This is a genomic window from Streptomyces sp. NPDC002742 (assembly GCF_042888885.1).
Classification (GTDB): Bacteria; Actinomycetota; Actinomycetes; order Streptomycetales; family Streptomycetaceae; genus Streptomyces.
Map to the genome: position 1 here is coordinate 105,022 of NZ_JBIAQF010000001.1, position 26,451 is coordinate 131,472.

The 26,451-nt window shown below is 69.4% G+C and carries 21 protein-coding genes; 8 read left to right on the forward strand and 13 right to left on the reverse strand.

Annotated features, from left to right (window positions below; genetic code table 11):
* The first annotated feature begins 209 nt into the window (after positions 1–209).
* The gene (locus tag ACFYW8_RS00475) at positions 210–2,009 is read left to right on the forward strand and encodes an HEXXH motif domain-containing protein (RefSeq protein ID WP_389065018.1); all 1,800 of its coding nucleotides are present in this window, start codon (positions 210–212) and stop codon (positions 2,007–2,009) included.
* Positions 2,010–2,027: 18 nt separating this feature from the next.
* Here ACFYW8_RS00475 and fxsT read toward each other — a convergent pair whose 3' ends face one another.
* The 4 genes from fxsT to otr(A) form a co-directional block, all read right to left on the reverse strand.
* A complete protein-coding gene (fxsT, locus tag ACFYW8_RS00480; protein WP_389065022.1) occupies positions 2,028–6,407 on the reverse strand; it encodes an FxSxx-COOH system tetratricopeptide repeat protein in 4,380 nt (1,459 codons plus the stop codon).
* 76 nt (positions 6,408–6,483) lie between these two features.
* The gene (locus tag ACFYW8_RS00485) at positions 6,484–7,368 is read right to left on the reverse strand and encodes an AAA family ATPase (RefSeq protein ID WP_389065025.1); all 885 of its coding nucleotides are present in this window, start codon (positions 7,366–7,368) and stop codon (positions 6,484–6,486) included.
* A gap of 242 nt (positions 7,369–7,610) precedes the next feature.
* Positions 7,611–9,221, reverse strand: a complete 1,611-nt coding sequence (locus ACFYW8_RS00490; RefSeq protein ID WP_389065030.1) for a hypothetical protein — start codon at positions 9,219–9,221, stop codon at positions 7,611–7,613.
* 429 nt (positions 9,222–9,650) lie between these two features.
* Entirely contained in the window at positions 9,651–11,519 is a 1,869-nt protein-coding gene (gene otr(A) / locus ACFYW8_RS00495; protein ID WP_389065034.1) for a tetracycline resistance ribosomal protection protein Otr(A), read from the reverse strand.
* Between the two features lie 264 nt (positions 11,520–11,783).
* Here otr(A) and ACFYW8_RS00500 point away from each other — a divergent pair, with 264 nt between their 5' ends.
* Positions 11,784–12,737 (forward strand): ribose-phosphate diphosphokinase, encoded by a 954-nt coding sequence (locus ACFYW8_RS00500; protein ID WP_389065038.1) that lies wholly within the window; start codon positions 11,784–11,786, stop codon positions 12,735–12,737.
* A gap of 117 nt (positions 12,738–12,854) precedes the next feature.
* Complete coding sequence (gene tuf, locus ACFYW8_RS00505; RefSeq protein ID WP_389065043.1) at positions 12,855–14,048, forward strand: elongation factor Tu; 1,194 nt, start codon at positions 12,855–12,857, stop codon at positions 14,046–14,048.
* A 21-nt stretch (positions 14,049–14,069) separates the two neighbouring features.
* Here tuf and ACFYW8_RS00510 read toward each other — a convergent pair whose 3' ends face one another.
* Positions 14,070–14,450 carry an anti-sigma factor antagonist gene (locus ACFYW8_RS00510; RefSeq protein ID WP_365872006.1) on the reverse strand — a complete coding sequence of 127 codons (381 nt, stop codon included), beginning with the start codon at positions 14,448–14,450 and terminating at the stop codon, positions 14,070–14,072.
* Between the two features lie 235 nt (positions 14,451–14,685).
* Positions 14,686–15,636 (reverse strand): NADP-dependent oxidoreductase, encoded by a 951-nt coding sequence (locus ACFYW8_RS00515; RefSeq protein WP_389065050.1) that lies wholly within the window; start codon positions 15,634–15,636, stop codon positions 14,686–14,688.
* 71 nt (positions 15,637–15,707) lie between these two features.
* Here ACFYW8_RS00515 and ACFYW8_RS00520 point away from each other — a divergent pair, with 71 nt between their 5' ends.
* Positions 15,708–16,655, forward strand: a complete 948-nt coding sequence (locus tag ACFYW8_RS00520) for a helix-turn-helix domain-containing protein (RefSeq protein WP_365872010.1) — start codon at positions 15,708–15,710, stop codon at positions 16,653–16,655.
* Positions 16,656–16,813: 158 nt separating this feature from the next.
* Here ACFYW8_RS00520 and ACFYW8_RS00525 read toward each other — a convergent pair whose 3' ends face one another.
* The 4 genes from ACFYW8_RS00525 to ACFYW8_RS00540 form a co-directional block, all read right to left on the reverse strand.
* Positions 16,814–17,368, reverse strand: coding sequence for a TetR/AcrR family transcriptional regulator (locus ACFYW8_RS00525; RefSeq protein WP_389065056.1), 555 nt, complete (start codon positions 17,366–17,368; stop codon positions 16,814–16,816).
* Positions 17,365–17,727: a DUF1304 domain-containing protein gene (locus tag ACFYW8_RS00530; RefSeq protein ID WP_389065059.1), complete on the reverse strand. Its 363-nt coding sequence runs from the start codon at positions 17,725–17,727 to the stop codon at positions 17,365–17,367. The genes ACFYW8_RS00525 and ACFYW8_RS00530 overlap by 4 nt, the downstream gene beginning before the upstream one ends.
* Before the next feature lie 87 nt (positions 17,728–17,814).
* On the reverse strand, positions 17,815–19,446 hold the full coding sequence (locus ACFYW8_RS00535; RefSeq protein ID WP_389065062.1) for an amidohydrolase: 1,632 nt from the start codon (positions 19,444–19,446) through the stop codon (positions 17,815–17,817).
* Between the two features lie 44 nt (positions 19,447–19,490).
* Complete coding sequence (locus ACFYW8_RS00540; protein WP_389065065.1) at positions 19,491–20,984, reverse strand: APC family permease; 1,494 nt, start codon at positions 20,982–20,984, stop codon at positions 19,491–19,493.
* Positions 20,985–21,111: 127 nt separating this feature from the next.
* Here ACFYW8_RS00540 and ACFYW8_RS00545 point away from each other — a divergent pair, with 127 nt between their 5' ends.
* The 3 genes from ACFYW8_RS00545 to ACFYW8_RS00555 all read left to right on the forward strand — a co-directional run bounded on the left by ACFYW8_RS00545 (position 21,112) and on the right by ACFYW8_RS00555 (position 22,900).
* Entirely contained in the window at positions 21,112–21,867 is a 756-nt protein-coding gene (locus ACFYW8_RS00545) for a TetR/AcrR family transcriptional regulator (RefSeq protein WP_389066542.1), read from the forward strand.
* 92 nt (positions 21,868–21,959) lie between these two features.
* Positions 21,960–22,421: a pyridoxamine 5'-phosphate oxidase family protein gene (locus ACFYW8_RS00550; RefSeq protein WP_389065069.1), complete on the forward strand. Its 462-nt coding sequence runs from the start codon at positions 21,960–21,962 to the stop codon at positions 22,419–22,421.
* An 86-nt stretch (positions 22,422–22,507) separates the two neighbouring features.
* Positions 22,508–22,900, forward strand: a complete 393-nt coding sequence (locus ACFYW8_RS00555; RefSeq protein ID WP_365872022.1) for a VOC family protein — start codon at positions 22,508–22,510, stop codon at positions 22,898–22,900.
* A 94-nt stretch (positions 22,901–22,994) separates the two neighbouring features.
* Here ACFYW8_RS00555 and ACFYW8_RS00560 read toward each other — a convergent pair whose 3' ends face one another.
* Entirely contained in the window at positions 22,995–23,300 is a 306-nt protein-coding gene (locus tag ACFYW8_RS00560) for a DUF4235 domain-containing protein (RefSeq protein WP_365872024.1), read from the reverse strand.
* 258 nt (positions 23,301–23,558) lie between these two features.
* On the opposite strand from ACFYW8_RS00560, the gene ACFYW8_RS00565 reads away from it, so the two are divergent.
* Positions 23,559–24,530 (forward strand): cation diffusion facilitator family transporter, encoded by a 972-nt coding sequence (locus ACFYW8_RS00565; RefSeq protein WP_389066546.1) that lies wholly within the window; start codon positions 23,559–23,561, stop codon positions 24,528–24,530.
* A gap of 157 nt (positions 24,531–24,687) precedes the next feature.
* On the opposite strand, the gene ACFYW8_RS00570 is transcribed toward ACFYW8_RS00565, so the two are convergent.
* Together ACFYW8_RS00570 and ACFYW8_RS00575 are read right to left on the reverse strand one after the other, a co-directional pair.
* A complete protein-coding gene (locus ACFYW8_RS00570; protein ID WP_365872028.1) occupies positions 24,688–25,131 on the reverse strand; it encodes a nitroreductase family deazaflavin-dependent oxidoreductase in 444 nt (147 codons plus the stop codon).
* 166 nt (positions 25,132–25,297) lie between these two features.
* Positions 25,298–26,446: an FAD-dependent oxidoreductase gene (locus tag ACFYW8_RS00575; protein WP_389065077.1), complete on the reverse strand. Its 1,149-nt coding sequence runs from the start codon at positions 26,444–26,446 to the stop codon at positions 25,298–25,300.
* Positions 26,447–26,451: the final 5 nt, after the last annotated feature.

Below are 26,451 nucleotides of genomic sequence, written 5' to 3' on the forward strand. Positions count from 1 at the left end.
CCAAAAGCAGTGCTTCCATGTGAGGCCGAGACTCGGACTGTGATCATGGAGGCTCATCGGTGCGTGGCTTCTCTGTGCCCTCGGGCTGGCCGGCAGACCGGGTCCCGCGGCATGGGCTACCGCCGCGACACTTTGATGCGCTTGCTGAAGGGGGAGGCGGTAGCGCCGTCCTCGCGCATCTGTGGGATTCCGAGCGGAGTCACCGTTTGGTGCTTCTCGGCCTGCTGACCGCCGCGGCGGGGCGGCGGCCGGACGCCGGTGGTCCGCTGTCGGGGATCGACGAGGCGTGGGAGCTGCTTGTTGCTTCCGAACGGCGAAGCAGCACGGTCGCCGACGAATTGCTCTTGCTGCCGGAAACGGGGCGCTGGCTTCGGCATTGCCTGCAGCGCCTTCAGGAGCCCCCTCGTCCGCGGGAGGATGACGAGCCTCCATTATGGGTGGATGTCGGGCACCTTCATCTGCTTGCCGCGGTAGCCGCGGTTCGCACGGGGCTGTCGTTCAGTCTGCAAGTCCCCGCTCGCTACGGCCGGATCTGGTTTCCAACGCTTGGATGTGCCTCGGTCCGTGGTGAAGTGACGTCGTGGCAGGTCGCGGACGCTCTGTACGAGGCTGGGACGTTGTCCGTCGGTCTTGCCGGGGACGCAGGCAAGGGACAGGACCCGGTTCTGGTCAGGTCGGCGGAGAGCAGGTCCGATACTGACTGGCATGAGCCCAGGTTCGTGTCGGTGGACCTGCCGGACGGGCCACGGCGGATTCTGTTTCATGATCTGGGTCCCTACCGGATGCAGCCGGATACCGAACGTTTGGCGTTCGGGGCGACTTCCGAGGGCGAACTGGGGCGCTGGCGCGATCTGCTGCAGCGGGCCTGGCCGTTGCTGGCGCGGGTCGATCCGAGAGCCGCCGAAGATGTGAGTTCGTGTCTGCGTTCCATCGAGCCGTTACCGTCGGCGCTGCCGTTTCGCTGGTACAGCGCCACCATGGAAGACGGAATGGGCGGGATGGCGGCGTCCGAGCCGACGGGAGCGGAACCCGCGGCCGCCGCTCAATTCGCGTCGATCCTCACTCATGAAATCCAGCACAGCAAGCTCAGCGCGCTGCTGCACATGTACTCGCTGCATGCCCCCGACGCATCGCGTGGTCTCTATGCCCCGTGGCGAGACGACCCGAGACCTCTGCGCGGGATGCTGCACGGCGTGTACGCCTTCACGGGAGTGGCCCGCTTCTGGCGGGGCTATGTTCTCAACGGCTGCCCCGCCGAGGAGGAGGCGTTGGCTTCCTTCGAGTTCGCGCTTCGTCGGTGTCAGCTACTGCGGGTTCTGCCAAGGCTGAACGAAGACGAAAGGCTGACCGACCTGGGCCGTCGGGTGGTCGGTCGGCTCCTGGAAGTGGTTGAGCAGTGGCAGGGCGAACAGGTGAGGGCGGACAGCCTGGAGCAGGCCGCAAGAGCTGCCGATGACCACTGGATGAGCTGGCGGGCCCATCACTTTCTGCCCGACGCCCGGTTCGTGGCAGCCCTGGCCGATGAGTGGGCGAATGGCGATCTCGATCCTGCGACGGTCACTCATGGGTGGGCTTACCCGGAGCCGGAGTTGCGGACGGATCCAACCGCGCGTCATTTGGATGCCCGGGCGGTGCTGATGCGGGTGCGGATGATGCGAAGTACGGCCCGGGAGCTCTCGGTCGGCGGCGTGGAGGGCCTTGTTCGAGGTGCGCGGCGGGGTGATCTGCACTTGTTGAGTGGCAATAACGATTCTGCCCAGCGTCTCTATACGGCTGACATCGCCGGAGTGCCCCTGCCGGCCCATGCACCTGGAGTGGTGTGGGCCGGGCTGGGGCTCGCTCTGGAGGGTCGGTCCGACCGAACGTGGGCTGCGCGCGCCCTGTCGGTCTTTCCGGAACTGGTTCGCCACGTCTATGCGGCGATCGGCACCGGTGATGAGTCGCGGCCCGATCCGGCTGCCGTGGCTGACTGGCTGGGGCGCACGGTGACGCCCATCCCCAGGGCCTGACCAGGACCGCTTCGGCCTCTATGGCATGGGATCGGCGTCGCAGTTGGCGCGGCGCCAGGCCTCCGCGTTCGCGCAAGCGGGGTGGTTCGGCCCCAGCCTTGTTCGGAGGCCCTCCAGCGCTGCCGCATGCATCACATCGGCCTCGTCGATGCGGCGCAGGGCACGGAGGTCGCTGCTGATGTTGCTCATCAGCGCCAGCGCGGTGGGGTGTTGCTCCCCCAGAGTGGCATTGACCCTCTCCAGGGTGTGCTGGTCGAGTTCGAGGGCGGCGGCGGCGTCTCCCTGCGCGTACAGGTCGCTGGCGAGATTGGCCGCGCAGACGAGCACCGTGGGGTGGTCGTCACCGAGTGCTGCTCGCGCGCGTTCGAGTGCGCTCTCGTTGAGCGAGCGAGCCGCGTCGGCTTGATTGACCAGACGCAGAGTGATGGCGAGGTCGATGTCGGCTGCGACAGTGTCGGGGTGACGGGAGCCGAAAACCTCGACGTACAGGTCGCGGGTCCTCTCGCCGAGGCTGAGGGCCTCTTCCAGGTTGCCGAGCTGCCTCAGGTCGACGGAGAGGTTGAGTGAGGCGACCAGGGAGTCGGGGCTGCGCTCGCCGTAGCGGTCGGTGAGCGCTTTGCTTGCCTGGAGGCTCAGTTCGTAGGCAGATTCGTGGTCCCCGGCCTTGCGGCGCGACACGGCCAGTCGGGCCGCGGCCCGCAGGGTGTGTGGGTTCGTTTCGCCGAAGACGGTGCGGTACTTCTCTACGATCTCCTCGAACATCCGCGCGCCGAGTGCGTAGTCACCGGCCTCGCGGCGGTCGAGCGCCAGGCCCATTTCGGAGAGCAGGCTGTCGTAGGCTTCCTCTCCGTAGATGAGGACATTGCGCCGCCAGGTTTCCTCGTCGAGTTTGAGCGCCTGGTGATAGAGGCCGCATGCGCGAAGGGCTACGGCGAGATTGTGCGTGTGGTCGAGGGTGAGGGGGTCTTCCTCGCCATAGGCCTGCACGGCCTTTTCGTGAACTTCCTGGGCGATGGACAGCGCGCCGAGAAAGTCGCCATGGGAGCGACGGTCAATGGCTACGGACCCCATTGTGGACAGGAGTTCTTCCTCGGCGTCCGAACCCAGCTCTCGGACCGCTGCCAGCATGCGCTGGCTCAGTTCCGCCGCCTCTCCGTAGCGTCCCATGCGCCAGAGGACGTACCAGAGACCGCGGCACAGGAGCAGCGTCTGCTGATCGCTTTCTCCGTACTTCTCCACCCACTGCTCGTAGGCCCTCTGCCCGAACTCCCGGGCGCTTTCGTGGTCGCCCCAGAAGTAGAGGTACTCGGCCGTATTGATGATCAGCTGGCGGACGTTGCCGACCTCGGATTCGATGGCGCCCGATTCCACCACATGGGGGTACAGGTCACCGAAGCGGGCCCAGTGGTCGGGGTCGCGCGGATCACGTGGGGCATTGGCGGCAAGGAGCAGGTGCGCGCCGTTCCGCATACGCTCTCGCTGCTCTTCGGTCATACGCGCAACCAGTACTGCTTGCACCAGTCGGTGCATTTGGATGCTGTTGTTGCGGTGGTCGATTTTCGCCAGGGAGTACCGGTTGATTTCCCGGATGGCTCGGGCCAGCCGCAGTGGGTCGGTGAGAGCGCGGTCGAGGTCGGGGGCGATGGGTTGGACGGGGGCCCCGGAGAAGAGTGAGCGGGCGATCGGCTCGGGGGCGAAGTACGCGCAGATCTGCAGTAGCTGCAGTGCGGCTGGGTTCTTGCTCGCCAGGTGGTCCAGGGAGACGTTCCAGGCGGTTGCCACAGTCTGCTCGTAATGCGTTGGTGGGGATACAGTCATTAGTTCTGCACGTTTCTCTTCGAACAGGCGTAGATACTCGGCTGCCGGCATGCCGGTCTCGGCTCGCCACGCTGATGCCTGCTCGACCGCCAGCGGCAGGTCGCCCAGGACGTGGGCGAGCTGGTCAGCCTCGGTCTCGGACAGGTCGGGATTGCGGCGTTGGAGGAGCTGGATGCTCTCCTCGCGTTCGAAGACATCTACTTCCAGGGGGCGAGCCAACGTGTTCCACTGTGGGTTGCGGGAGGTGATGATGATGGAGCCCGTCGGGCCGCTCTCCGCGCCGCTGGGGAAGAAGTCCTGGACGGCTTCCGGGCTTTCCGCGTTATCGAACACCAGTAGCCATTTGCTGAATGGGGTACCGGTGCGGAGAGCTTCGAGTACGGCCGGCACGGCAGTGATGGCCTCACTGCTGACGGGCAGGTGCAGGCGGTGGGCCAACTCGACAAGTGCCTGTGAGATCTGTGTGGGGCGTTCCGCCGGGATCCACCAGACGATGTCGTACCGGCTTGCCTGGCGGTATACGAATTCTTGCGCGAGCTGCGACTTTCCTACGCCGCCCAGTCCGTGGAGGGCGTGCGGAAGTACCGCGGTCGGGCCGTCGCGGAGTTCCCGCTCCAGCCGGTTCAGTAGATCCTCGCGTCCGGTGAAGACGAGATTTCGCGGTGGCATATTCCCCCACACCGAAGGCCGCATGGGTCCGGGCGGCTTGGAGCGAGTGATGTCAAGATTCAACCGCGGTGCGGTAGCGGGATAAGTTGATACCACTGGCGCCTCTCCGGGAGGTGTGCCAGTCTCAACCGGACCGATCTCGGTAAGGACGGGCGCCTCGGGGATATTTGATTCATTCACTATGCCATAGCTTTCCGTGTGCGTGGTGGTTGGAATCTCGCCGCGTGTCGATTCGTCCGTGTGTTGATCCGAGTTTTCATGCGCCTGGATCAACTGTCCAATCAGTCGCGCCCGGCTGATGTGGGATCCGGAGAGTGATTCGAGGACCGCGCGTTCAATCTCGCGCTGAGGCAGGTTCTCCTGGTTCACTTCGGGCCTCGCAGTTGTCTCCCCTTCGAGGTAGGCGAGCATCTCCGCGGCAACGTCGCTGTGCGGGGCGAGTAATTCGGCCGCTGTCCGTGTGGCGAGTTCGGTTGCCTGGCGGGTGCTCGCAGCCAGTACTTCCTCGCGGACACCAGGGTGAAATGAGAACCCCGCGGTCGGCCCTGAAGCGGGCTTCACAAGGTCGCTCATAAGGAATTCGGCCATTTGCTCCGGGCCCGTGCGCGGAAGCGTGCGCTGTTGGAGTGATTTCATCAGCGCGAGCTCTAGGGGTGCCGTCGCCAAGCGTGTGGCGAGGCGGAAAGCGCCGGGAGAGGCCCAGGCTCGGAAGGTGGCCACTCTCTCCGCCGCGCTCCGTTCTGACGGCTCACGGGGGAGTTCGTCGGTGCGGGGCGCGCGTTGGTGCAATGAGACTACGACGGCGGGCACATCGGTGCTGCGTGGTCCGTCGTCCGCGACGAAGTGTGTCCACGGGGCCAGCCAGTCACCGGACAGCTCCAGCATGGGGACCGGGGTCTGACCCGGTTGCTTCCGGGGGGCGCCAAGAGGTTCGGCGTACTCCCAGGGCATCCCGGCATGCCAGGGTCCGGACGAGCGCAGTCGCACCCGTTGTGCGTTCAATGCCGTGCGGTGCCACAGCCGCTGCGGCAGGACGTTGAGAACCGCGGTGGGCTGATGCCGGCACCAGGTGGCCAGATGGGGGTGCATGGCAGATTGCCAGACGGGGGTTAACCCGTCCGTGAGGACGAAAATCATCGTGCGTCCGCTGAGATCCACCAGTCGTCGGGGCGAGTGCCGGGACGCTGCTGCGTTCGGATCGCGGACGGTTACGTCTTGAGGCGACGGGCCGGGGGCGTCGAGGTGCACGACCTTGAACTTCCCGAAGCGGCCGTGCCGGTGCAGCAAGGACGCGAAGCGTGAGACCGCGTGGCGCCAGACCGCCATGCGGGGTGAGACGTCCAGAACCAGAACGGCGTCCCAGCGTGGCGCCGGTCCGGGCTGCATGACCGCGGGCAGGCCGGGGTCGAACGACAGTCGTTCGGCTGTGCCTTGCGGGTCGATCTGCTGGGCGCGATAGGTCATCGCCGGACGGCGCAGTGGCTCCAGGGCCCGGGCGACCGCTGCTGACTCGAGTCCGGTGGGAGAGAAGGACCGGGATCGTGGGCGTGCCGTCTTCCGCTCGCTGCCACGGGTGGGCAGAGCCCGTGGGGGAGCGTCCTGAGCCGGGCGTTGTGCGGGCACTTGGGCTGAGTGGTGGTGTGGCCGGTGCTCGGAGGCTGGGGTGTCCGGGGAGTCGTGTGCGGGGGAAGGGGTCGATTCCGCGCTGCGCGGCTGCTCCGTCGGGGGCGGAACCACGGTGTCCGATGTCGGCGCTTGTCCTGCGTCCGTGGGGAGCGGCGGGAAGTGCTGCTGCGCTGATCGGGTATCGGGTGCCTCGTCGCACCCGGTGAAGGCGGCGACGTCCGAGTGGTGTTGGGCCAGCCACAGTGCGTCGGCGATTTCGCGGGCGTGCAGCCGGGTGACGGACATGGGTGTGCCGTCCGTGGCCGGCGCCGGATCACCGTGTCCGCCGTCCGCCGCGCGACCGTTGAGTTTCGGCGGTCGGTCAGGCACCCCAGTCTGCTCCGTCTCCGTTCAGCGGGTGCCAAATGGCCTCCAGGACAGCCTGCCACTCGGCACGGTCTTCTTCACGGTAGGAGTAGGCGCCCGATGTGACCAGGTGTGCGGCATTGAGTAGCTGGTCGGCGGCCAAGCCGTCGACCTGCGCGCTGCGTGTCATGAAGTCCTGGACGAGCCTTTCCCGCACATCTCCCAACCGGTCGGCGAAGTGCGCAGCGACCAACGCGCCCAGTGCCTCTGGTCCGGGCTCCGGTATATCAAGCCGCAGGCAGCGACGCATAAACGCCTCGGGGAATTCCCGCTCACCGTTCGAGGTCATGATCACGATGGGGAATGTTCGAGTTTTTACGATTCCGTCTTGAATTGAAGCGGTTCTGCCCGGATCCGCCGTGTAGACGGTGACGTTTTGTGCTTGACGCTTCACTCGAACGAGAGGCTGAACGGCGAACCAGGCGTCTTCGAAGAGCGTGAGCAGATCGTTCGGGAGATCGCTGTCGCCCTTGTCCAGCTCATCGATGAGCAGCACCCGCGGAAGTCGATGCGGTAGCAGGGCGGTTCCCAGCGGACCCAGTTGGATGAAGTCACCGATGTCCAGGGGGGTGGGATGGTCCGATGCCGCCGAGCCGGTGCCGTCGCTCGGATCCGCGGCCTTGTGCTGAGCCGCGTACCAGGCCTGCCCGGCTTGGGCGCGGCCGATCACGTCATACTCGAACAGGCCGGAGGCCAGAGTGGTGCGGCTGGTGACGGGCCATTGCAGCACGCGGCCCAGCCCCAGCTCACGTGCGATGCGATACGCCAATGTCGACTTACCGACTCCTGGCCGCCCCGTGACCAGCAGAGGGCGCCGCAGAAGGATGGCGGCGTTCACCATCCGGATCTCCGCAGCGAGTGGACGCCTGACGGGTTCCGCGGGGCCCAGGCGCCGATCCGCCTCCGCGTCATCAGGTGGCTGCGGCTGTTCAGGCCCTCCGTCAAAGGTCCGCCAGCGCGGGCCCGGTGGCCACTGCCGTTCTCCGTAGGGTGCCGCTCCGGCCGGTGGGACGCCGGTGCCGCTGTACAGCAATCCGTTGGACGCGGTGCCATTGGAGGGGCGTAAGTTCCTGTCGGGTCCGCTCATTCGATACCCCCCACGAATGAGGCAGGTGCACTTGCCCCGCCGTCCAGCAAGTGTTCGGGGTCGTCCCAGATCAGGCTCATGTGCCGAACCAGGGCGTTCGGAACGCTACTTCCGCGAGTTGCGGAACTGCCCTTCCACTGTCGGGCATAAGTGGGAAGCTTGGCCAGACCGCCTTCGGCTAGCCCTTCCCGCACCACGCTGCGGAACTCCTCTGTCACGCTTTCCCGGTGGTGGATGAAGACCGGAACACCCAAGTCCAGCCCGATGCGAAGTTCGCCCACTCCGGCGGCATTGCGTGGCAGCGGGGGTTCGCTCAAGACCATGGCGACGACGTCGTCCTGCTGACCGATCTGCGCGTCCAGGAACTGCAGGTGATCGCCTATGCTGCGGCCCTCCTCCGGTTCGCACCAGTGGACGCCGGCGCTGTCCGGATCGCTCTTCCACCGGGCCCAGCGAAGGCGCCATCCATGATGGAGATCCCGGCGCTGCAGGCGCTCCAGGCTGTGCAAGAAGATCTCCGGGTACTTGCTGAACAGGGGATTGGGGTAGGGGCGCGTGGGATCTCGGTCCCACCACTCCACCGGCTCGTTGAGCAGTTCCGTCGGAAGGAAGAATTCCAGGACGACGTCCTCGGCGCGATCCCGCCACAGTGTGGCCATGCGCGTGAGCAGCTTGGCCACTGCGGCCGGTAGCTGTGACCTCGGTACCGGCTCCAGCCCTTCACCCTCGTCCTCGTGGTGGAGACCGGCGGACTCGGCATACCTCACACGGGAAGAGATCCAGTAGCGGTGCCCTCGGCGGACGTTCCGCCTCCCGCTGCTCTCCGCGGGGGCAAGGTCCGGCGCCAGTTTGATGTACATCCTGATCACGGGACGAGTCGCCGACGCGGGCACCTTCTCCAGGGAAAGCCCGGCCGGTCTGGGCGCACGCGAATGGAACACATCGGCGAGGGAGCCTTGCGCGCTCAGGGATTCCCGTAACTCGCGGAGGCCCCCTTCAAGATCATTTAACTCCCACATCTCAGCGAAATGGTCGTTCCACGCGTAGAACTCCCCGACAGATGAGGCCAGATCCGCATGCAGCGCGAGATGCTCAAGGAGCACCATGCCGGGCGACAGCACCGTGCCCGGCTGGGCACTGCGGCCTGACAGATGGACAAACGCGCGCCAGGCGGTGTCGCAGTAGGCGGGCAGCCGGATCCTGTCGCCCATGATCAGGGCGACTGTCGCGTTGAGTTCGTGCACCGGAACCTGAAGAGCGGAACGCAAGGGTTCCCAGTCCCGGCCGCCGTAGAAGTCCATGGCGTGGACCTCTTCCGCAAGTGGCGCCAGACGATGCCGGGTTGCCGGCGCCACAAGGGAAGTGGCCTCCACGAGTGCGTCGAGGCCACCGACTTGTCTCGCACAGAAACGAGTGGCTTCCACGAACTCCTGCTGCGCGGTGGCGAACTCGGCCCACTCGTCTCCGTCCAAGAGCTCAAACAGCTCACGGCGCCACTGGAGCCGCCCCTGACTGTCTCTCAGTGCGGCGGCCTCCGCGAGGACCCTGACGACCTCCCGCAGGATCCGCTCCCGCGGTGAAAGAACCACCGACTGTCTCTGTGGCATGCACCCCTCCCCCCGTACCGCAGCGAATGGCGCGACATTCCTGCGGCAACACTGGTTCAGGGTAGGGGGACTTGGGCCTCCACCCAATGAGATCGACGATATTCGGCAGGCAAGGCAGAGGCGGCTTGAGAGTGGCGGTCAGGCGTCAGGCAGGTCCGACGGCCCGCATCGTGGCCAGGGCGCCGAGGGATGATCCCCGCAGGGGGCGGAGCCGGCGTCGGGGTCCGTGCATGCGTGGCGTCAACGGGGGATCCACCTGACGGCGCGGGTACCCGCGGGTCTTGCGATCCTCGTCGTACTGAAGTTGTCCCGCACGCGGGACAGCGAGGGCACGAGAACCGGGCGGCGTACTTCGCCGGACGCGCGATTCGCCCGTCCGGCCGACCAACCCCTCGCCCGCTTCGGCCGACGGATCTCCGGCGAAGGACACTAGCGCACCGCCCTGACCACCCTGTCTCCCGACAGCCGGGACCACCAGACGCCCTCGCCGTGTGTCAGCCCCGGCAGCCGCAGCTCGATCTCCCGCACCTTCCGGGCGGGCAGTTCGCCGGTGAGCACCCAGGTGTCACGACCCCCGGTCGTCTCCTTGAACTCGGCTCGGGCGGAGGCGAGTTCGGCCGTCACCGGGGCGAGCGCGTCGGCCGGGATCTCCACCTCGAACGCGTGGTAGGGCTCGTACACGCGCGTCCCCGCCCGCTCCAGGGCCTGCAGCAGCACGACCGGGGTCAGTCCGCGGAAGTCCGCGGCGGTGCTGAGCGGCGCGGCGAACCCGGAGCGGATCAGGGTGACGCGGTAGTCGGTCACCGGCCGGCCGTGCGGCCCGTTCAGCAGGGTTGCGTGGACCGTGTCCTCGATCGCCTGGTGGAACGCCCGGGGGAGTGCGCCGAGTTCGGTCTCGTACGCGAAGACGCCACCGGAGCCGCGCGGCCCCGGCTCGACTCGTAGGCCCACCGTCGCCCAGAACCCCGTGTGGCCATGCCGCTGGATCTCCTCGCATGCCTCACCGGTCCCGTCGGGCCGTTCCAGCAGCCGCACCCGGCTCGGCTCGAACTCTGCCTCGATGCCGAAGTCCTGTACGAGCGTGGCCGCGAGGACCTCCTTCTGGACCTCCCCGTAGAGCAGGAGCGCGGTGCTGCCGGAGACGGCCGGCCTCGCGTGCAGCAGGGGATCCTGGTCGGACAGCGTGAACAGGGCGGTGCGCAGTGCGGCCGCCTGCTCAGGGTGCTTCGCCCGTACCAGTGTCTCCAGCGTGGGCGCGGCGAACTGCGGTGCGCGGTCGGTGACTTGGCCGAGCCGGTCGCCGACCCGGACGCCGGGGATCCCGCGGATCGAGGCGATGTCGCCTGCGGTGAGGGATGCCGCCCCCGGGCGGCCGATCACCTCCAGATCCCGTGCCCGGCCCGGTACCTCTCGGGTTCGGCCGTCTGCCTCACGGCGTACGAGGGACAGTCGTTGACGGTGCGTCACCTCACCCTCGTACAACCGCAGATAGGCCGTGCGCTCGCCGCCCGGTGCGGTCCTTACGGCGAAGACCGTGCCTCGCGGGGCGGCGTCGGCGGGGGAGAGCGGTCGGGGGACCAGCCGGGTCAGCCCCTCGGCCAGCGCGGCGACGCCCTGGCCGCCGATTGCCGACCCGAAGTAGACCGGGTGGACAGATCCGTCGCCGGTACGCGCCGTCAGCGCGGTCCGCAGATCGTCCTGGGTCGGCGACGGTCCGTCCACGAGGGTGGCCAGGACGTGAGTGTCGACCTCGGCGAGGGTGACGGCCGCGAGGTCGTCGAGGGGGCGCGGCAGCACGCGGGCTGCCTTGGTGCCGATGCCGGTCACTCGCGAGAGCGGGATCGCGTACGGCGTGAGGAGGCGCCGGATGTCGTCGAGGAGCTCTTCCTGTCGCGCTCCCGCCCGGTCGATCTTGTTGACGAGGATCAGCGTGGGCAGGCCGAGCCGCCGCAGGGTCTTCATCAGGACGCGGGTCTGCGCCTGGACGCCTTCGACGGCGGAGAGCAGCAGTACCGCCCCGTCCAGGACCTCCAGGGCCCGCTCTACCTCGGCGATGAAGTCGGAGTGCCCGGGGGTGTCGATCAGGTTGATCTGTACGTCTCCGACGTGGAACGCGGCGACGGCGGAGCGGACCGTGATCCCGCGCAGCCGTTCGATCACTCCGTCATCCGTACGGGTGTCCCCGGAGTCGACGCTGCCGAGCCGGTCGATGGCGCCACCGTCGAACAGGAGTCGCTCGGTGAGGCTGGTCTTACCCGCGTCGACGTGGGCCAGAATTCCGATGTTCAGGGTGTGCATGCGTAGTCGATTCCTCGAAGCCGGTCGTCCGGTGGGGGCGCTGAGGCATTCCGAGGAAACGGCGCATTCGTTCTCCCGTGATCGAGGGGCACCCCTGGTGAGAGGTGCTGGTCGCGACATCATGGCGCGACCAGGGCGGTGGTCCGCAACTGGTTTCCTTCCCCGGTCGAGGGTCCGAAAGGTGCCCAGTAGCATGAGGTACGCACTCCGGGCCGATCTTGCCAACCGGCGACGCAACCCGGTTCGATCATGCGAGGAGCGGTCGTGCGTGACATCGCCGTGTTCAGCGGTAGTGCCCATCCCGAGCTCGCGGCCGAGCTCTGCGCGCACCTCGGTGTGCCCCTCAGCCCGACCCGTGTGAGCCGGTTCGCCAATGACTGCCTGGAGGTCCAGCTCCAGGCCAACTGCCGCGAGCGTGATGTCTTCCTGGTGCAGCCTCTTGTCACTCCGGTGCAGGAACATCTCGTCGAGCTGCTGATGATGTGCGACGCGGCGCGCGGTGCCTCCGCGGGGCGGATCACCGTGGTCATGCCCCATTATTCGTACGCCCGTTCGGACAAGAAGGACATGCCGCGGATCTCCATGGGAGGCCGGCTCGTGGCGGATCTGCTGGTGGCGGCCGGCGCCAGCCGAGTCCTCGCGATGACGCTGCACTCCCCGCAGGTGCACGGCTTCTTCTCGGTGCCGGTCGACCATCTGCACGCCCTTCGCGAACTGGCCGTGCACTTCCGGTCCAACGACCTGTCGCGTACGACGGTGGTCTCGCCCGATCTCGGCAACGCGAAGGAGGCCGCGGCCTTCGCGCGGCTCATCGGGGCCCAGGTGGCCGCCGGTGCCAAGCAGCGGTTCGCCGACGACCGGGTGAGTATCAGCTCCGTCATCGGTGAGATCTCCGGACGCGATGTCATCGTGCTGGACGACGAGATCGCCAAGGGCAGCACGGTTCTCGAACTCCTGGAGCGGCTGCGCGAGTTGGGGCCGCGGTCGATCCGGGTCGCCTGCACCCACGGGCTGTTCGCGGCGGGCGCGCTCAAGCGGCTCAGCGAACAGCCCGACGTACTGGAGATCGTCTGCACCAACACCGTGCCGATCCCGGCGGAGGAGCACACGGAGAAGCTGAGCGTGCTGTCCATCGCCCCGGCGCTCGCGGAGGCGGTGCGGCGCATTCACAACGGTGAGTCCGTCAGCGCACTGTTCGACGCGCCGCGGAACGAATAGACAGGAGGGAGCGGAACTTCCCTCCCCACCGCTCGGTCACCAGGAGCGGCTGCCGCGCCCGGCCGGGAAGCCGCGGAGCAACGCTCGGTGTCACCCAGGTGATCAGGAGGGCTCGCAGTGGCCAAGGCGAAATTCGAGCGGACCAAGCCGCATGTGAACATCGGCACCATCGGGCACATCGACCACGGCAAGACGACGCTGACGGCGGCCGTCACCAAGGTGCTGCACGACCGCTTCCCCGATCTGAACCCGTTCACGCCGTTCGACCAGATCGACAAGGCGCCCGAGGAGCGGCAGCGCGGCATCACGATCTCGATCGCCCATGTCGAGTACCAGACGGAGAACCGGCACTACGCGCACGTGGACTGCCCCGGGCACGCGGACTACATCAAGAACATGATCACGGGGGCCGCGCAGATGGACGGCGCGATCCTCGTGGTCGCGGCGACCGACGGACCGATGCCGCAGACCAAGGAGCACGTCCTGCTGGCACGGCAGGTCGGTGTCCCGTACATCGTGGTCGCGCTCAACAAGACGGACATGGTGGACGACGAGGAGATCCTGGAACTCGTCGAGCTCGAAGTGCGCGAACTGCTCAGCGAGTACGAGTTTCCGGGCGACGACGTCCCGGTCGTCCGGGTCTCCGCGCTGAAGGCGCTGGAGGGCGACCCGAAGTGGAGCGCGACGATCCTCGAACTCCTCGCGGCCGTCGACGCGTTCGTGCCGGAACCGGTGCGTGATGTGGACCGGCCGTTCCTGCTGCCGATCGAGGACGTCTTCACCATCACGGGCCGCGGCACGGTCGTCACCGGCCGGATCGAGCGCGGGGTGCTGAAGGTGAACAGCGAGGTCGAGATCATCGGCATCCACGAGCAGAAGACGCGCACCACGGTCACCGGCGTCGAGATGTTCCGCAAACTCCTCGACGAGGGCCGGGCGGGCGAGAACGTCGGGCTGCTGCTGCGCGGAGTGAAGCGCGAGGACGTGGAGCGGGGGCAGGTCGTGATCAAGCCGGGTTCGGTGACCCCGCACACCCGGTTCGAGGCGCGTGCCTACATCCTCTCCAAGGACGAGGGCGGCCGGCACACGCCGTTCTTCGACAACTACCGGCCGCAGTTCTACTTCCGCACGACGGACGTGACCGGAGTCGTGACCCTGCCCAGGGGGACGGAGATGGTCATGCCCGGCGACAACACCACCATGGAGGTGCAGTTGATCCAGCCGATCGCGATGGAGGAAGGGCTGAAGTTCGCCATCCGCGAGGGCGGCAGGACGGTCGGCGCCGGGCAGGTCACGAAGATCCGGGAGTAGGCGGCGGGGTTCGCCGGGCTGTCAGGACAGGTCCGAAGTGGCCTCCGGACGGCTCAGCGCCTCCTCCAGCGAGGCGTAGGGCGGCAGGATCCGCGAGAGCCCGGTGACCCGGAACATGCGGAGCGTCAGCGGATGGTCGCAGACCAGGTGCAGCCGTCCGCCCCGGTCGAGGACCCGGCGTCTGGCGCGGTACAGCAGCCGCAGACCCGAGCAGTCGAAGAACTCGACGCACCGCAGGTCGATCACGACCTGCGGTGCCGGGTCCGAGGTCACCGCGTCCAGGAGCGGGGTGATCTCCGTCGTGGTGAGCAGGTCGATCTCCCCGTGCAACTCCAACACCACATGACCGCGGTCATGGTGGATACGCAGATGCCTGGTGGGCGGTGCGGGGTCGCTCGCCACGCGGACATCACCTCCAGCCGGCTGTTGACCTGCTCCCGAAGGCAGGAGGACAGGGTCACCGGGGGCCGGGGCGACGATACGTCAAGTGATCACTGAACACGACCCCGGGCACCGGCGGATGCAAATCCGTTCCTTGCTCTGCAAGTTACCCTCGTTGAAGTGAATTCCAGCATGTTCGATTGACATATGTCTTTGCTGTGCGCGGCGAGTTGGCCATCCGTGCGCGCCACTGCCGTCAGTCGACCACCAGGACGAGCTTCCCCGCGGTCCGGCCGGTGTCGCCCAGGGCGTGCGCCTTGGCGGCGTCGGCCAGCGGGAAGGTCTCGGCGACCGTAGGACGCAGCGCGCCCTTCTCGACCAGATCCGCGACCGCCCTCATCCCGGCCTGGTCGGCGTCGACGAGCATCCGCACCGCGCGGACCCCGAGCCGCTCGGCCTCCTCGTAGAACTCGTCGGTCCCGACCGGCAGGATGGAGACGACCACTCCGCCGGGGCGCAGCACGCGCAATGAGCGCAGTCCGGTCTCGCCGCCGATCGTGTCCAGTACGACGTCGACATCGCGGACGGCCTCGGCGAAGTCGACGTCCGTGTAGTCGATCGGCTCGTCCACGCCGAGGGAGCGCAGGAAGTCGTGCTTGCCCGCGCTGGCGGTGCCGATCACGTACGCGCCGAGGGACTTCGCGATCTGCACGGCCACATGGCCGACCCCGCCGGCCGCCGCGTGGATCAGCACCCGCTGCCCCGGCCGCACCTCGGCCTGTTCGGTCAGCGCCTGCCAAGCGGTCAGCGAGACCAGCGGGAGCGCGGCGGCCTGCGTGTGGTCGAGCACCGACGGCTTCCGGGTGAAGGCGCGGACCGGACCGGTCACGTACTCGGCGTGCGATCCGTGGCCGAAGGGGTAGGGCAGCATGCCGAAGACCTCGTCCCCGGGCTGGAAGAGGGCGACGCCGATCCCGGTCGCCTCGACCACGCCGGAGACGTCCCAGCCGAGGACGAAGGGCGGCTCGCCGAGGAATCCTCCGGTCGCGCGGTGCTTCCAGTCGGTCGGGTTGACCCCGGCGGCCCGTACCCGGACCAGGATCTCGTTCGGCCGCGGCGCGGGCCGCTCCAGGGTCACTTCCTCAAGAACCTCGGGACCGCCGAGGACGTTCTGGCGGATGGCTCGCATCGTGTTCACAGTGTTCATGGTGAACCAGCCTGCCGGGGCGCGCTTCATCGGGAAATGGCAGAATCGCCAATATTCGATAAGATCGTGCCATGCAGCAGGTGGAGCGGGTCGTGGTCCTGGCGCTCGACGGCGTCTATCCCTTCGAGCTGGGCATGCCCAGCCGGATCTTCGGCGCGGCGGAAGGCCGCTACGAGGTGGTGACCTGCACCGTCGACGGAGGTCCGGTGCGCACCGACGCCGACTTCTCCATCACCGTCGATCACGGCCCCGAGGCCCTGCGCACGGCGGACACGGTGGTCATCGCCGCCGTCACCCCGGACCGGGTCACCGGCGCCCTCTCGGACGAGGTCGCCGCCGCCCTGGCGTTCATCCGTCCGGGCACCCGCGTCGTCTCCATCTGCACGGGCGCGTTCGTCCTCGCCGCCGCCGGGCTGCTGGACGGTCGCCGGGCGACCACGCACTGGTGCGTGTCGGACGCGTTCCGGCGCATGTTCCCGCGGGTCGACCTGGACCCGGACGTCCTGTTCGTCGACGACGGCGAGATCCTCACCTCGGCCGGTGCCGCGTCCGGCATCGACATCTGCCTGCACATCGTCCGCCGCGACCACGGCAGTGAACTGGCCAACAGGGTCGCCCGGCGCTGCGTCGTCCCGCCGCTGCGCGAGGGCGGCCAGGCCCAGTACATCGAGCAGCCCGTGCCGGAGCCCTCGACGGCGAGCACCGCCGCCACCCGTGACTGGGCGCTGGCCCGCCTCGGCGACCCGCTGACCCTGACCGATCTCGCCGCCCACGCGGGAATGAGCCTGCGCACCTTCGCCCGCCGCTTCAACGACGAGGTGGGCCTGAGTCCCGGTCGCTGGATCGTCCAGCAGCGCGTCGCCCGCGCCCGCCATCTGCTGGAGGCCAGCGACCTGTCGGTGGACCGGATCGCGGGCGAGGTCGGCTTCGCCACGGGCGCCTCCCTGCGCCAGCATCTGCAGGCGACGATCGGCGTCTCGCCGCAGACGTACCGTCGCACGTTCCAGACCACCCGCTGACCGAAGGGCGATCGGTCACGCCGTCGTCGCCGAGGGCCGGCCGCAGTGCCCGGGCCGGCGTCCGGGGACCGGTGCGACCTGTGATCCGTCCGGGTTCCCGGCGAACCGCGCCGGGGCCCGCCCGCAGGCACCCGGACGCGTCCGTACGGCCCCGCGCGTCACCGGCTCGTGTGCAGCGCGACGAGCAGTTGCCACACCTGGTCCGCGACCGTGTCCGGGGTGCCCTCCAGCAGGCCGTGCAGCCAGTCCGCGAGGACGCCCGCGAAGGTGGCGGCCACCGCGGAGGCGACGAGCGGCGCGTCCGGCGCGCCCGCGAGGGTGCGCTCGGCCAGGCTGCGGGCCCGCAGGTCGCGATGGAGCACGCGGCCCAGCGGGCCACCGCCGCCCGGACTCAGCAACGCGCGGTACAGACCGGTGTGCGGGGCGAGTTCGGTGAAGAAGGCGCGCAGGGCGGGCGGCGCGGACACCGGGTCGGGGCGGCCGCGCCAGGCGTGCAGCGCCTCCACGGCATCCCGTACGACATCGGCGCACGCGTCGACCGCCAGCGCCTCCAGGTCGGCGTAGTGCACATAGAACGTGGCCCGGCCGACCCCGGCCCGCCGCACCAGGGCTGCGACGCCGATCTCCTCCAGCGGATGCTCGGAGCACTCGTCCAGCAGCGCCTGCCGCAGCCGCGCGCGGGTCCGGGCGGCGCGCGGGTCGTCCGGCGTCATCCGGCGAGCAGGACGGCGGCGAGGGCGAGCGCGCCCGGCACGGCCTGGGCGAAGAGGATCCGGCGGTTCGCGGTGACCGATCCGTACACGCCCGCGACCACGACACAGCAGAGGAAGAAGACCTGCACGTCATGGCCGGTGGGGTCCGCCGCGATCAGCCCCCACACCAGGCCCGCGGCCAGGAATCCGTTGTAGAGCCCCTGGTTCGCGGCGAGCGGCGCGGTCGCCCGTGCCATCTGCGCGTCGAACCCGTGAAGCCCCCGCCCCGGCTTCTTCTCCCACAGGAACATCTCCAGCACCAGGATGTACACGTGCAGTGCGGCCACCAGGCCCACCAGCACGTTCGCGACCGTTTCCATCGTCGGCAGGCTCCGATACGCCTCGTGACTTCTTGGACAGGCGTCCACTATAGCTGGACGACTGTCCAAGAAGTCACGCCAGGTCGGTCAGGCGTCCGGCGCCGCGTACACGCGCTCCCCTCCGACGTACGTGAGCGCGACCCCGGTCTCCTTGATCGCCTCCGGTGGTCCCGCGAACGGGTCGCGGTCCAGGACGACGAGATCCGCGAGGGCGCCCACCCGCACGCTGCCGGTGTCGTCGAGATGGTTCGCGTACGCCGTTCCCGCGGTGTACGCCGTCAACGCGGCCTCCAGGCCGATGCGTTCGGCCGGCAGGAACACCGGTCCCGGCTCGTCCGGGCTCACCCGGTTGACCGCGACATGGATGCCCTGGAGCGGGTCGGGGCTGCTGACCGGCCAGTCGCTGCCGGCCGCCAGGCGCGCGCCGGAGCGCAGCAGCGAACCGAACGGGTACTGCCAGGCGGCGCGTTCGGGCCCCAGGAACGGAATGGTCAGCTCGTCCATCTGCGGTTCGTGGGCGGCCCACAGCGGCTGGATGTTCGCCGTGGCGCCGAGCCGCGCGAAGCGAGGCACGTCGTCGGGGTGCACGACCTGGAGGTGCGCCAGATGCGGGCGCGTGTCGCTCGGCCCGTTCGCCTTCCGCGCCGCCTCCACGGCGTCAAGCGCGTGACGTACGGCCCCGTCGCCGAGCGCGTGGAAATGGCACTGGAAGCCCAGCGCGTCCAACTCGGTCACGTACGCGGGCAGCTGAGCCGGGTCGATGAAGCTCTTGCCCCGGTTCGCCGTGGCGCAGCCGCACTTGTCGAGGTAGGGGTCGATGAGCGAGGCGGTGCCGTTCTCCGCGACCCCGTCCAGCATCAGCTTGACGCTGGTCGCCCGGAATCTACCGTGTTCCAACGCGGCCCGACGCTCCACGAGTTCGGGGATCTGCTCGGCGCCCCGCGCCCGGTCCCACCACAGGGCGCCGACCACCCGCGCGGTCAGCGAACCGTCGCGGGCCGCCGTCAGGTACGCCTCGGACGGATCCTCCATGCCCAGGAAGGTGCCGACGATGGCGTCCTGCCAGGCGGTGATGCCGAGCGCGTGCAGATACCGCTGGGCGTGCAGCAGGGCGGCGAGCCGGTCGGCGGGCGTGGCCGCGGGGGTGAGCCGGCTCACGGACTGCATGGCCCCCTCCTGCAGCATGCCGGTCGGCTCACCCGACGCGTCCCGCTCGAACCGCCCGTCGGCCGGGTCGGGTGTATCGCGGCCGACGCCCGCGAGTTCGAGGGCGCGGCTGTTGACCCAGGCGCCGTGATGGTCCCGGTTGGGCAGGTACACCGGCCGGTCCGGTACGACCGCGTCCAGCAGCTCCCTGGTCGGCGTACCGCCCGCGAACGCCTCCATGGACCAGCCGCCGCCGGTGATCCACTCCCGCTCGGGGTGGGCGTCGGCGTACGCGCGGACGGCGGCCACGGTGTCCTCGGCCGTCTTCGCGCCGGTGAGGTCGCACTGGGCGAGTTCCAGGCCCGCCGGGACCGGGTGGACGTGCGCGTCCTGGAACCCGGGCAGCAGGAGCCGCCCGGCCAGGTCCACGACCTCGGTGCCAGGACCGATCAGGTCGTGGACCTCGGCGTTCCCCACGGCGGTGATCCGCTCGCCGGTGACGGCCACCGCGGTCACGGATCGGCCCTCGGGGGTGAACACCGGGCCGCCGGTGAAGAGAAGGTCAGCGTGCATGGTTCCGTTTCCTTCGTCGGAGTGGCCAGAGGCCCTCGGTCGCATCAGTTGGGCGTGGCCAGGAGCTGGGGCGCGTCCGCGTCCGTTCCCTGTCCCGTGGTGAAGTACGGGGATCTGCGGACCCACTTGGCCCACGCGGCGGCCAGGAAGCCCGAGGCGATCATCACGGTGGGGGCGAGCAGCAGGAACCAGCCGTTGTCCGCGCTGACCTCGAAGTGGTCGGTCGAGGTGTAGAACGACCAGGTCAGATAGCCGCCGAGGCCGAGCAGCGCCAGGGCGCTCAGCGTGGGGAGGACGACCGCGCGTATCCCCTCCCGCCAGTCCTCGCGGAGCAGACCGCGGAAGCGGGCCGCCGCCGCGAGAGCGATGAGCGCGTACGACAGCGCCACCACGATCCCGACCGCGTTGACCGTCGCCATGATCATGTCGGCGAGCCGGGGAATCACCAGCGAGAGCGTGGCCACGACCACGGCCGTCGCGCCGATCAGCAGCGTGCCGATCGCCGGGGTCCCGTACCGGGCGCTGACCCTGGACCACACGGGCCCGAGCGTACGGTCCCGGCTCATCGCGAACATCCCGCGCGCCGTCGGGATCACCCCGGCCTGCAGCGAGGCGACCGCCGAGAACATCAGCGCCACCAGGGGCAGCGCGGCCAGCGGCTGGTCGGCGAGCCGGTTCCCGAGGAAGGCCAGCCCCTCGGCGCCGTGGCCGGCCAACTCGTCCTCGGACAGCACGCGTTGGAAGGCCACCGAGCCGAGCACGAACAGCCCCAGCATGGTCACCAGCGTGATGGTCCCGGCCCGGGAGGCGTCCCGAGGATCGCGGACCTCCTCGTTCACGCTGAACGCCGCCTCGAAACCCCAGTAGCAGAACACCGACAGCAGCAACCCCTGGGCCAGCGCCGTCGCGGACGGGATCTGGAACGGGTCGAACCAGCTCAGGCTGAAGGGGTGAGGCCCGGCGACGATGCCGTATCCGCAGAAGCCCAGCAGGACGACGTACTCGAAGACCAGCAGGCCGCCCTGGAGCCGCGCGGCGCTCCTGACCCCGGTCACCGCGGTCAGGGTTACGGCGACGAGGACCACGACGCCCACCGCCGTCGTCTGCGCGGTCGAGCCCGGATCGAGCGCCAGACCCGCCACCGTGCGCAGGCCCGCCTCACCGGCGAGCTGGATCATCGCCGAGCCGGTCACCGCCGTGGTGTACGCGAGGAACGCCACCGTGGCCACGATGCTCGCCCAGCCGACCAGGAACCCCAGCCAGGGGCTGAGCGAACGGCCCACCCACACATAGCCGTTGCCCGCGTTCGGCTCGACCCGGTTCAGCCGGGAGAAGGCGCCCGCGATCCCGAGGATCGGCAGGAAGGCCAGCAGCATGATCGCGGGCAGATGCAGCCCGACCACCCCGGCCGTCACCCCGAGACCGATGCCGATGCTGGTCGTCGCCGCCGTACTGGAGGCGGCGATGGCGACACCGTCCATGACGCCGAGCGTCTTGGGCAAGGACGGGGGATCCACACCGTACGGCTTCTGCGTCATGGCCTGCTCCGATCGCACCCGGGGCCTGATTCAGGCCCGATGACCGGAAATGAAACTGCCCGCGGCCTTAACAGGTCAACGCTGTTGACATAAGGTGCCCGCACCGGAGGGAGACGCCATGACGTCCATGAACGACCGAGTCGTCCCACCCGCCGCCCGGCGGCGCAGACGCCCCACCAAGACCGGCGTCGTCCTCTCCGAGGAACTGATCGTCGAGACCGCCCTGCGCCTGCTCAAGGAGCACGGCGCCGACGCGCTCACCGTGCGCCGCCTCGGCCTCGCCCTGGGCGCCGACCCCAGCGCCCTCTACCGCTACTTCCGCGACACCGACGACCTGTTGCTCGCCATCGCCGACGAGCTCATCGGCCGGACGCTGCGCACCTGGCGTCCCACGGGGGACTGGCGCGCCGACCTCCGGGACCTCGGCCTGCGCGTGCACTCCGGGTCCCTCGCCCATCCGCAGGCCGCCGTGCTCAGCTCCTACCGGGTGACCGGGCGGGTCCACGAGATCGCGGCGGTGGAGACGGTCATCGGGGTGCTGCGCGGCGCCGGATTCCCCGACCCCGAGGCCGTACGGATCTACCACGCCTTCGTCGACCAGGCGCTCGCGTTCGCGGCCCTGGACGCCGCGAGTGTCGCCCTGCCCCGGGCCGCACGGGACGCCGAGGCCGGCGTATGGCGGGCGAAGTACGCCCGGCTCCCCGCCGGCAGCCACCCGAACATCGCGGCCACCGCCCACCACCTCGTGCTCGACATGGGACGCAGCGCCTATCCGACGGCGCTCGACATGCTGCTGAGCGCGGCGGCGGCCCGGCTCGCGGAGATCACGGGCGCCGGGGACACGAAGGGGACGCCACAGCGTCCACCCGGCCCGTCACACTGAGGCAGGCTCGGCCGTCATACCGGCGGAGCGACTCGCTCGCCCTCTTCGCACGTGTGCCGCCCTTACGTCGTCGACCAGGAGGCTGTCCGCAGATGAACCCGCCCGCACGCACCCGCAAGCAGCGCAAGCAGGACACCCTCGACCGCCTGGAGAGCGATGTCGACGCCTGGGTGTCGACCGCCGACAGCGCCGGCGGAACGCCCTGTCTGGTCCCGCTGTCCTACCTCTGGGACGGGACGACCGTGCTGCTGGCCACCCTGGCCGCCGGCCCCACGGGCCGCAACCTGCGGACGACCGGCACGGTACGGCTCGGCATCGGCCCGACCCGCGACGTGGTCATGATCGACGGCACCGTGCGGACACTCGAAGCCGGCGAACTGCCGGACGGAACCGGCGACGCGTTCGCGACCAGGACCGGTTTCGACCCGCGGCAACTCACCGCGCACTACCAGTACTTCAGCGTCACGCCGCAGCGCGTGCAGGCCTGGCGCGAGGCCAACGAGATCTCCGGCCGCGACCTCATGCGGGACGGCGAGTGGCTGGTGGCCGACTGAATTCCCCGGACCGGGTAACCCGGGACGACAGGGCTGTGGCGGCCGGACGCCGCCCCGTCGTCCCGGAACCCCATCACGGAGGAAACATGGCACTGGTCACGGCAGCCGTCGTGGTGCTCGACTGCGCCGAGCCCGAGAAGCTCGCCGCGTTCTACAAGGAACTGCTCGACGCCGAGGAGACGGACGCGAGCGCGAACCGCGTCGAGATCAAGGGCACCGACGGGATGCGGATGGCCTTCCGCCGTGACGGGAACGCCACCCCGCCCAGCTGGCCGCGTCCCGAGAACGCCTTCCAGGCCCACATCGACCTCCACGTGGACGACCTCGACCAGGTGGAGCTCGTGGTGGTCGGCCTGGGCGGCCGGCCGCTCGACACGAAGGACGCGTCCGGCCCGTACGAGGAACGCGGCTACGCCGACCCGGCCGGACACACCTTCACCCTGCGCTGTGTACGGTCGACGGCCCCCAAGCAGGGCTGACCGGCCCGCCGCGGGAGCCGGCCGGGTTCCTCCGCGGGAACCGGCCGGGCCCCTCGGCCGGAACCGGCTGGGGGGCCCGGCCGCCGAGCCGGGCTCAGTCGCGGCCGGACTTGTCGCGAGAGGGCCACACCCCGGTGGAGCGTTCGATGGCCTTCGCGCCCGAACGGTCCACCGCGCTGCGCACGACGGCGAAGATCGCGCCCTGGAGGGCTGCGGCCAGCAGCACCTCGCCCCAGCCGCGGTCCTTGTCCAGGGCGTCGGGGGCGTCCTCCTCGTGACGTATCGCCATCCAGGTCTTCTGGAAGGCGAGACCGGCCAGGGAGCCTCCGGCCCAGCTCAGCACGAAGCCGATCGGCTTGTAGGCCAGGGACAGTTGGCGCTTCTTCTGCTTCTTGGACACCTGAGGCTCCTTCTTCGCTCCCGAGGCCGCGGGCGTGCGCCGGCCCTCTCCCACCGGGTACGGGTGCCCGATGTGCGGCACCCGTACCCCTCGGTCCGATTCTGTCGGCCGGCCCGGTGTGAGGTGGGGAGCCAGGGGAAACCGGCGGGTGTGAGTGGTGAAGAAACGAAGGAAACGACGGATCGCGACCCTTCGGCGCGGCAGAAGCGGCAGAAGCGGCAGAAGGAGGACGGCTCGGACAGCAGAACCAGGGTCACCGTGATCGTGGCACTGGGCGCGAACCTGCTGATCGCCGTGGCCAAGGCCGTGGGCGGCCTGATCGCGGGTTCTCCCGCCCTGCTCTCGGAGGCCGCGCACTCCGTGGCGGACAGCATGAACGAGGTGTTCCTGCTGGCCGCGCTCCGCCGCAGCCGCCGCCCCGCCGACCGCAGGCATCCCTTCGGCTACGGCAAGGAACGGTTCTTCTGGTCACTGCTCGCGGCCGTCGGCATCTTCGTCATGGGCGGCTGCTTCTCCTTCTTCCAGGGCTTCGAGGCGCTGCGCAACGGGGCGGAGGAATCCTTCGGGGGCTACATGGTGGGCATCGCGGTGCTCGGCGTGGCCCTGCTGGCCGAGGGCGGCTCGCTGCTGCGGGCACTCCACCAGGCACGCGGACGGGGCGGCGACGGAATGCGGGACCCCGCCCTGCGCACGGTCGTCGCCGAGGACGGCACGGCGGTGCTCGGTGTGAGCCTCGCGATCGTCGGGATGGTGCTCCACATGGTCACGGGCCAGGTCGTGTGGGAGGCCTCCGCCTCCTTCGCCATCGGGCTGCTCCTCGTGTGCATCGCCTTCTGGCTCGGCCGGGACGCGCGCGAGCAGCTCATCGGACGGGCCATCGACGAGGAGCGGAGCGGCCGGATCCGTGAACTGCTGAAGGCGCAGCCCGAGATCGACAGCGTCGAGGCGCTGCTGACCATGGAACTGGGCCTCGACTCGACCCTGGTGGCCGCCCGGATCGACCTGGTCCCCGGGCTCGACAGCGAGGAGGTCGAGGAGGTCGCCGTCCGCATCAAACGCTCGGTCGCCCACACGTTCCCCGAAGCCGACCAGATCTTCCTCGACGTGACCGACGCCCGAGTGGCACGGGCGGCCGCGCGCCGCGGCGAGCGCGGGGCGAGCGACCGGGAAGGCACCGGCGACGAGACAACGGGGAGCCCCGCCGCGACGGGGGGACGCGGCGGGGCCTGACGTCCGGGTGCCCGGCGCCCGGACGTTCATGCGCACCGATGCGGGGGACGTCCGGGAGCGTCCTGTGGTGGCCGCGGTCGCCGAGGGGCACGGACAAGGGCCCGTACCGGTGCATGTGCCGGTACGGGCCCTTCCCCGTGCGCGGGTGCCTCCGGTGTCAGTCGGTCGGCTCCAGCACGAAGACCGGGATCTCCCTGTCGGTCTTCGTCTGGTACTCGGCGTACGGGGGATACGCGGCGACCGCGCGCTCCCACCACTGGGCCTTCTCCTCGCCGGTGATCTCCCGGGCCGTGAACTCCTTGCGCACGGGCCCGTCCTGGAGCTCGACGTGCGGATCGGAGGTGACGTTGTGGTACCAGACCGGGTGCTCGGGAGCGCCGCCCTTCGAGGCGACCACGGCGTAGCGTCCGTCGTTCTCGACGCGCATCAGCGGGGTCTTGCGGATCTTGCCGCTCCTGGCACCGCGTGTCGTGAGAATGATGACGGGCAGTCCGGTGTCCATCAGCGTCGTTCCCTTGGTCCCACCGGACCCCTCGTACAACTCCACCTGGTCCCGCACCCACTGCGCGGGGCTGGGCTCGTACTCGCCCTCAAGCGGCATGACTTCCGTCCCATCGTCGCGTCGACTGGTCGTGTCTCGGCACGATTCAACACCAGCGCGGACGCGAATCTTCCGCACCACCGCCCCGCGTGCCTTCCCGAGCGAGGACGATCTCCCCGGGCGGGCGCACCGTCGTCCCCGATGGCGCACCGAGCCGGAGCGCGTGTCAGGGCCGGCTTCGGCCGAACAGCTCGTTCTCGTCGGGGCCGGGCGCGGACAGAAGATGGTCGGCGCCGCCTTCGAGCATCTGGGCCATCCGGGCCGAGCGAGGGAGCATCGACTTCTCGTAGGTGTCCACGGCGCCGCCGATGGTGGAGGAGCCGACGAGTGCGAGCGCGAGTTCGGCGGCGTCGAGCATGGCGAGGTTGACGCCGACGCCGAGCGGTGGCATGAGGTGTGCGGCGTCTCCGAGGAGCGCGACACTGCGCGAGTGCTCCCAGGTGTGCGGCACCGGCAGGGCGAAGAGCGGACGGTCGACGTAGGCGCCGTCGTTGTCGGCGATCATCCGGAGCATCTGCGGTGACCAGGCCGCGTACTCGCTGAGCAGATGCCCGCGGATGCCCTTGGTGTCCTCGGGGCGAAGCCCAAGCGCCGCGATCCAGTCCACGGGAACGCGCTGCATGATGTACACGCGCATGTGACCGCCGCTGTTTCGCTGCGCGAAGAGGCCGCGCTCGCCGTCGGCGATGTGGGCACTGCCCTTCCCGACCAGGTGGGAAAGCTCGGGGTGCGTGTGCTCCATGTCGTCGAACCATGCCTCGAGGAAGCTGACCCCGGTGTAGCGCGGTGTCGCGGGCGACACGGCGGCGCGGACGCGTGAGAAGGCTCCGTCCGCACCGATCACAAGATCCGTCTCGACGGCCGAGCCGTCGGTGAACGTCAGCGTGCGCGGCCCGTCGGCCGGTCCGCTCACCGATTCGAGAGTGCGCCCCCACTGAACCGTTCCCGCGGTCAGTGAGCGCAGCAGGAGATCGCGGAGCTGTCCGCGGTCGATCTCGGGCCTGGCCGTTTCGCCCTCGTCCGGCAGATGGTGGTCAAGGACGCGCCCCGATCGGTCCATCTGGCGCATTTCCTGCCCTTCGAGCCTGGCGAGCGCGAAGAACTCCTCCAGCAGGCCCGCTTCGCGGAGTGCGAGCTGACCGTCCTCCTCGTGCAGGTCGAGCGAGCCTCCCTGGTTCCGGGAGTTCGTCTCGGCGTCGCGGTCGTACACCGACACCGCGATGCCGTGCCGCTGCAGGACGCGGGCACAGGTGAGGCCTCCCGGCCCGGCCCCGATGATGCTGATCCGCGCGTCGGCGGGCGTCGGAGATTCCACGGTGG

Coding starts and splice junctions, on each gene's coding strand:
- ACFYW8_RS00545 (WP_389066542.1), top strand. CDS start 21,112: ATGAACGACCGAGTCGTCCCACCCGCCGCCCGGCGGCGCAGACGCCCC.
- ACFYW8_RS00570 (WP_365872028.1), bottom strand. CDS start 25,131: ATGCCGCTTGAGGGCGAGTACGAGCCCAGCCCCGCGCAGTGGGTGCGG.
- fxsT (WP_389065022.1), bottom strand. CDS start 6,407: ATGTCCGTCACCCGGCTGCACGCCCGCGAAATCGCCGACGCACTGTGG.
- ACFYW8_RS00550 (WP_389065069.1), top strand. CDS start 21,960: ATGAACCCGCCCGCACGCACCCGCAAGCAGCGCAAGCAGGACACCCTC.
- ACFYW8_RS00535 (WP_389065062.1), bottom strand. CDS start 19,446: ATGCACGCTGACCTTCTCTTCACCGGCGGCCCGGTGTTCACCCCCGAG.
- ACFYW8_RS00490 (WP_389065030.1), bottom strand. CDS start 9,221: ATGCCACAGAGACAGTCGGTGGTTCTTTCACCGCGGGAGCGGATCCTG.
- ACFYW8_RS00530 (WP_389065059.1), bottom strand. CDS start 17,727: ATGGAAACGGTCGCGAACGTGCTGGTGGGCCTGGTGGCCGCACTGCAC.
- ACFYW8_RS00520 (WP_365872010.1), top strand. CDS start 15,708: ATGCAGCAGGTGGAGCGGGTCGTGGTCCTGGCGCTCGACGGCGTCTAT.
- ACFYW8_RS00540 (WP_389065065.1), bottom strand. CDS start 20,984: ATGACGCAGAAGCCGTACGGTGTGGATCCCCCGTCCTTGCCCAAGACG.
- ACFYW8_RS00515 (WP_389065050.1), bottom strand. CDS start 15,636: ATGAACACTGTGAACACGATGCGAGCCATCCGCCAGAACGTCCTCGGC.
- ACFYW8_RS00525 (WP_389065056.1), bottom strand. CDS start 17,368: ATGACGCCGGACGACCCGCGCGCCGCCCGGACCCGCGCGCGGCTGCGG.
- ACFYW8_RS00485 (WP_389065025.1), bottom strand. CDS start 7,368: ATGGTGAACGCCGCCATCCTTCTGCGGCGCCCTCTGCTGGTCACGGGG.
- ACFYW8_RS00555 (WP_365872022.1), top strand. CDS start 22,508: ATGGCACTGGTCACGGCAGCCGTCGTGGTGCTCGACTGCGCCGAGCCC.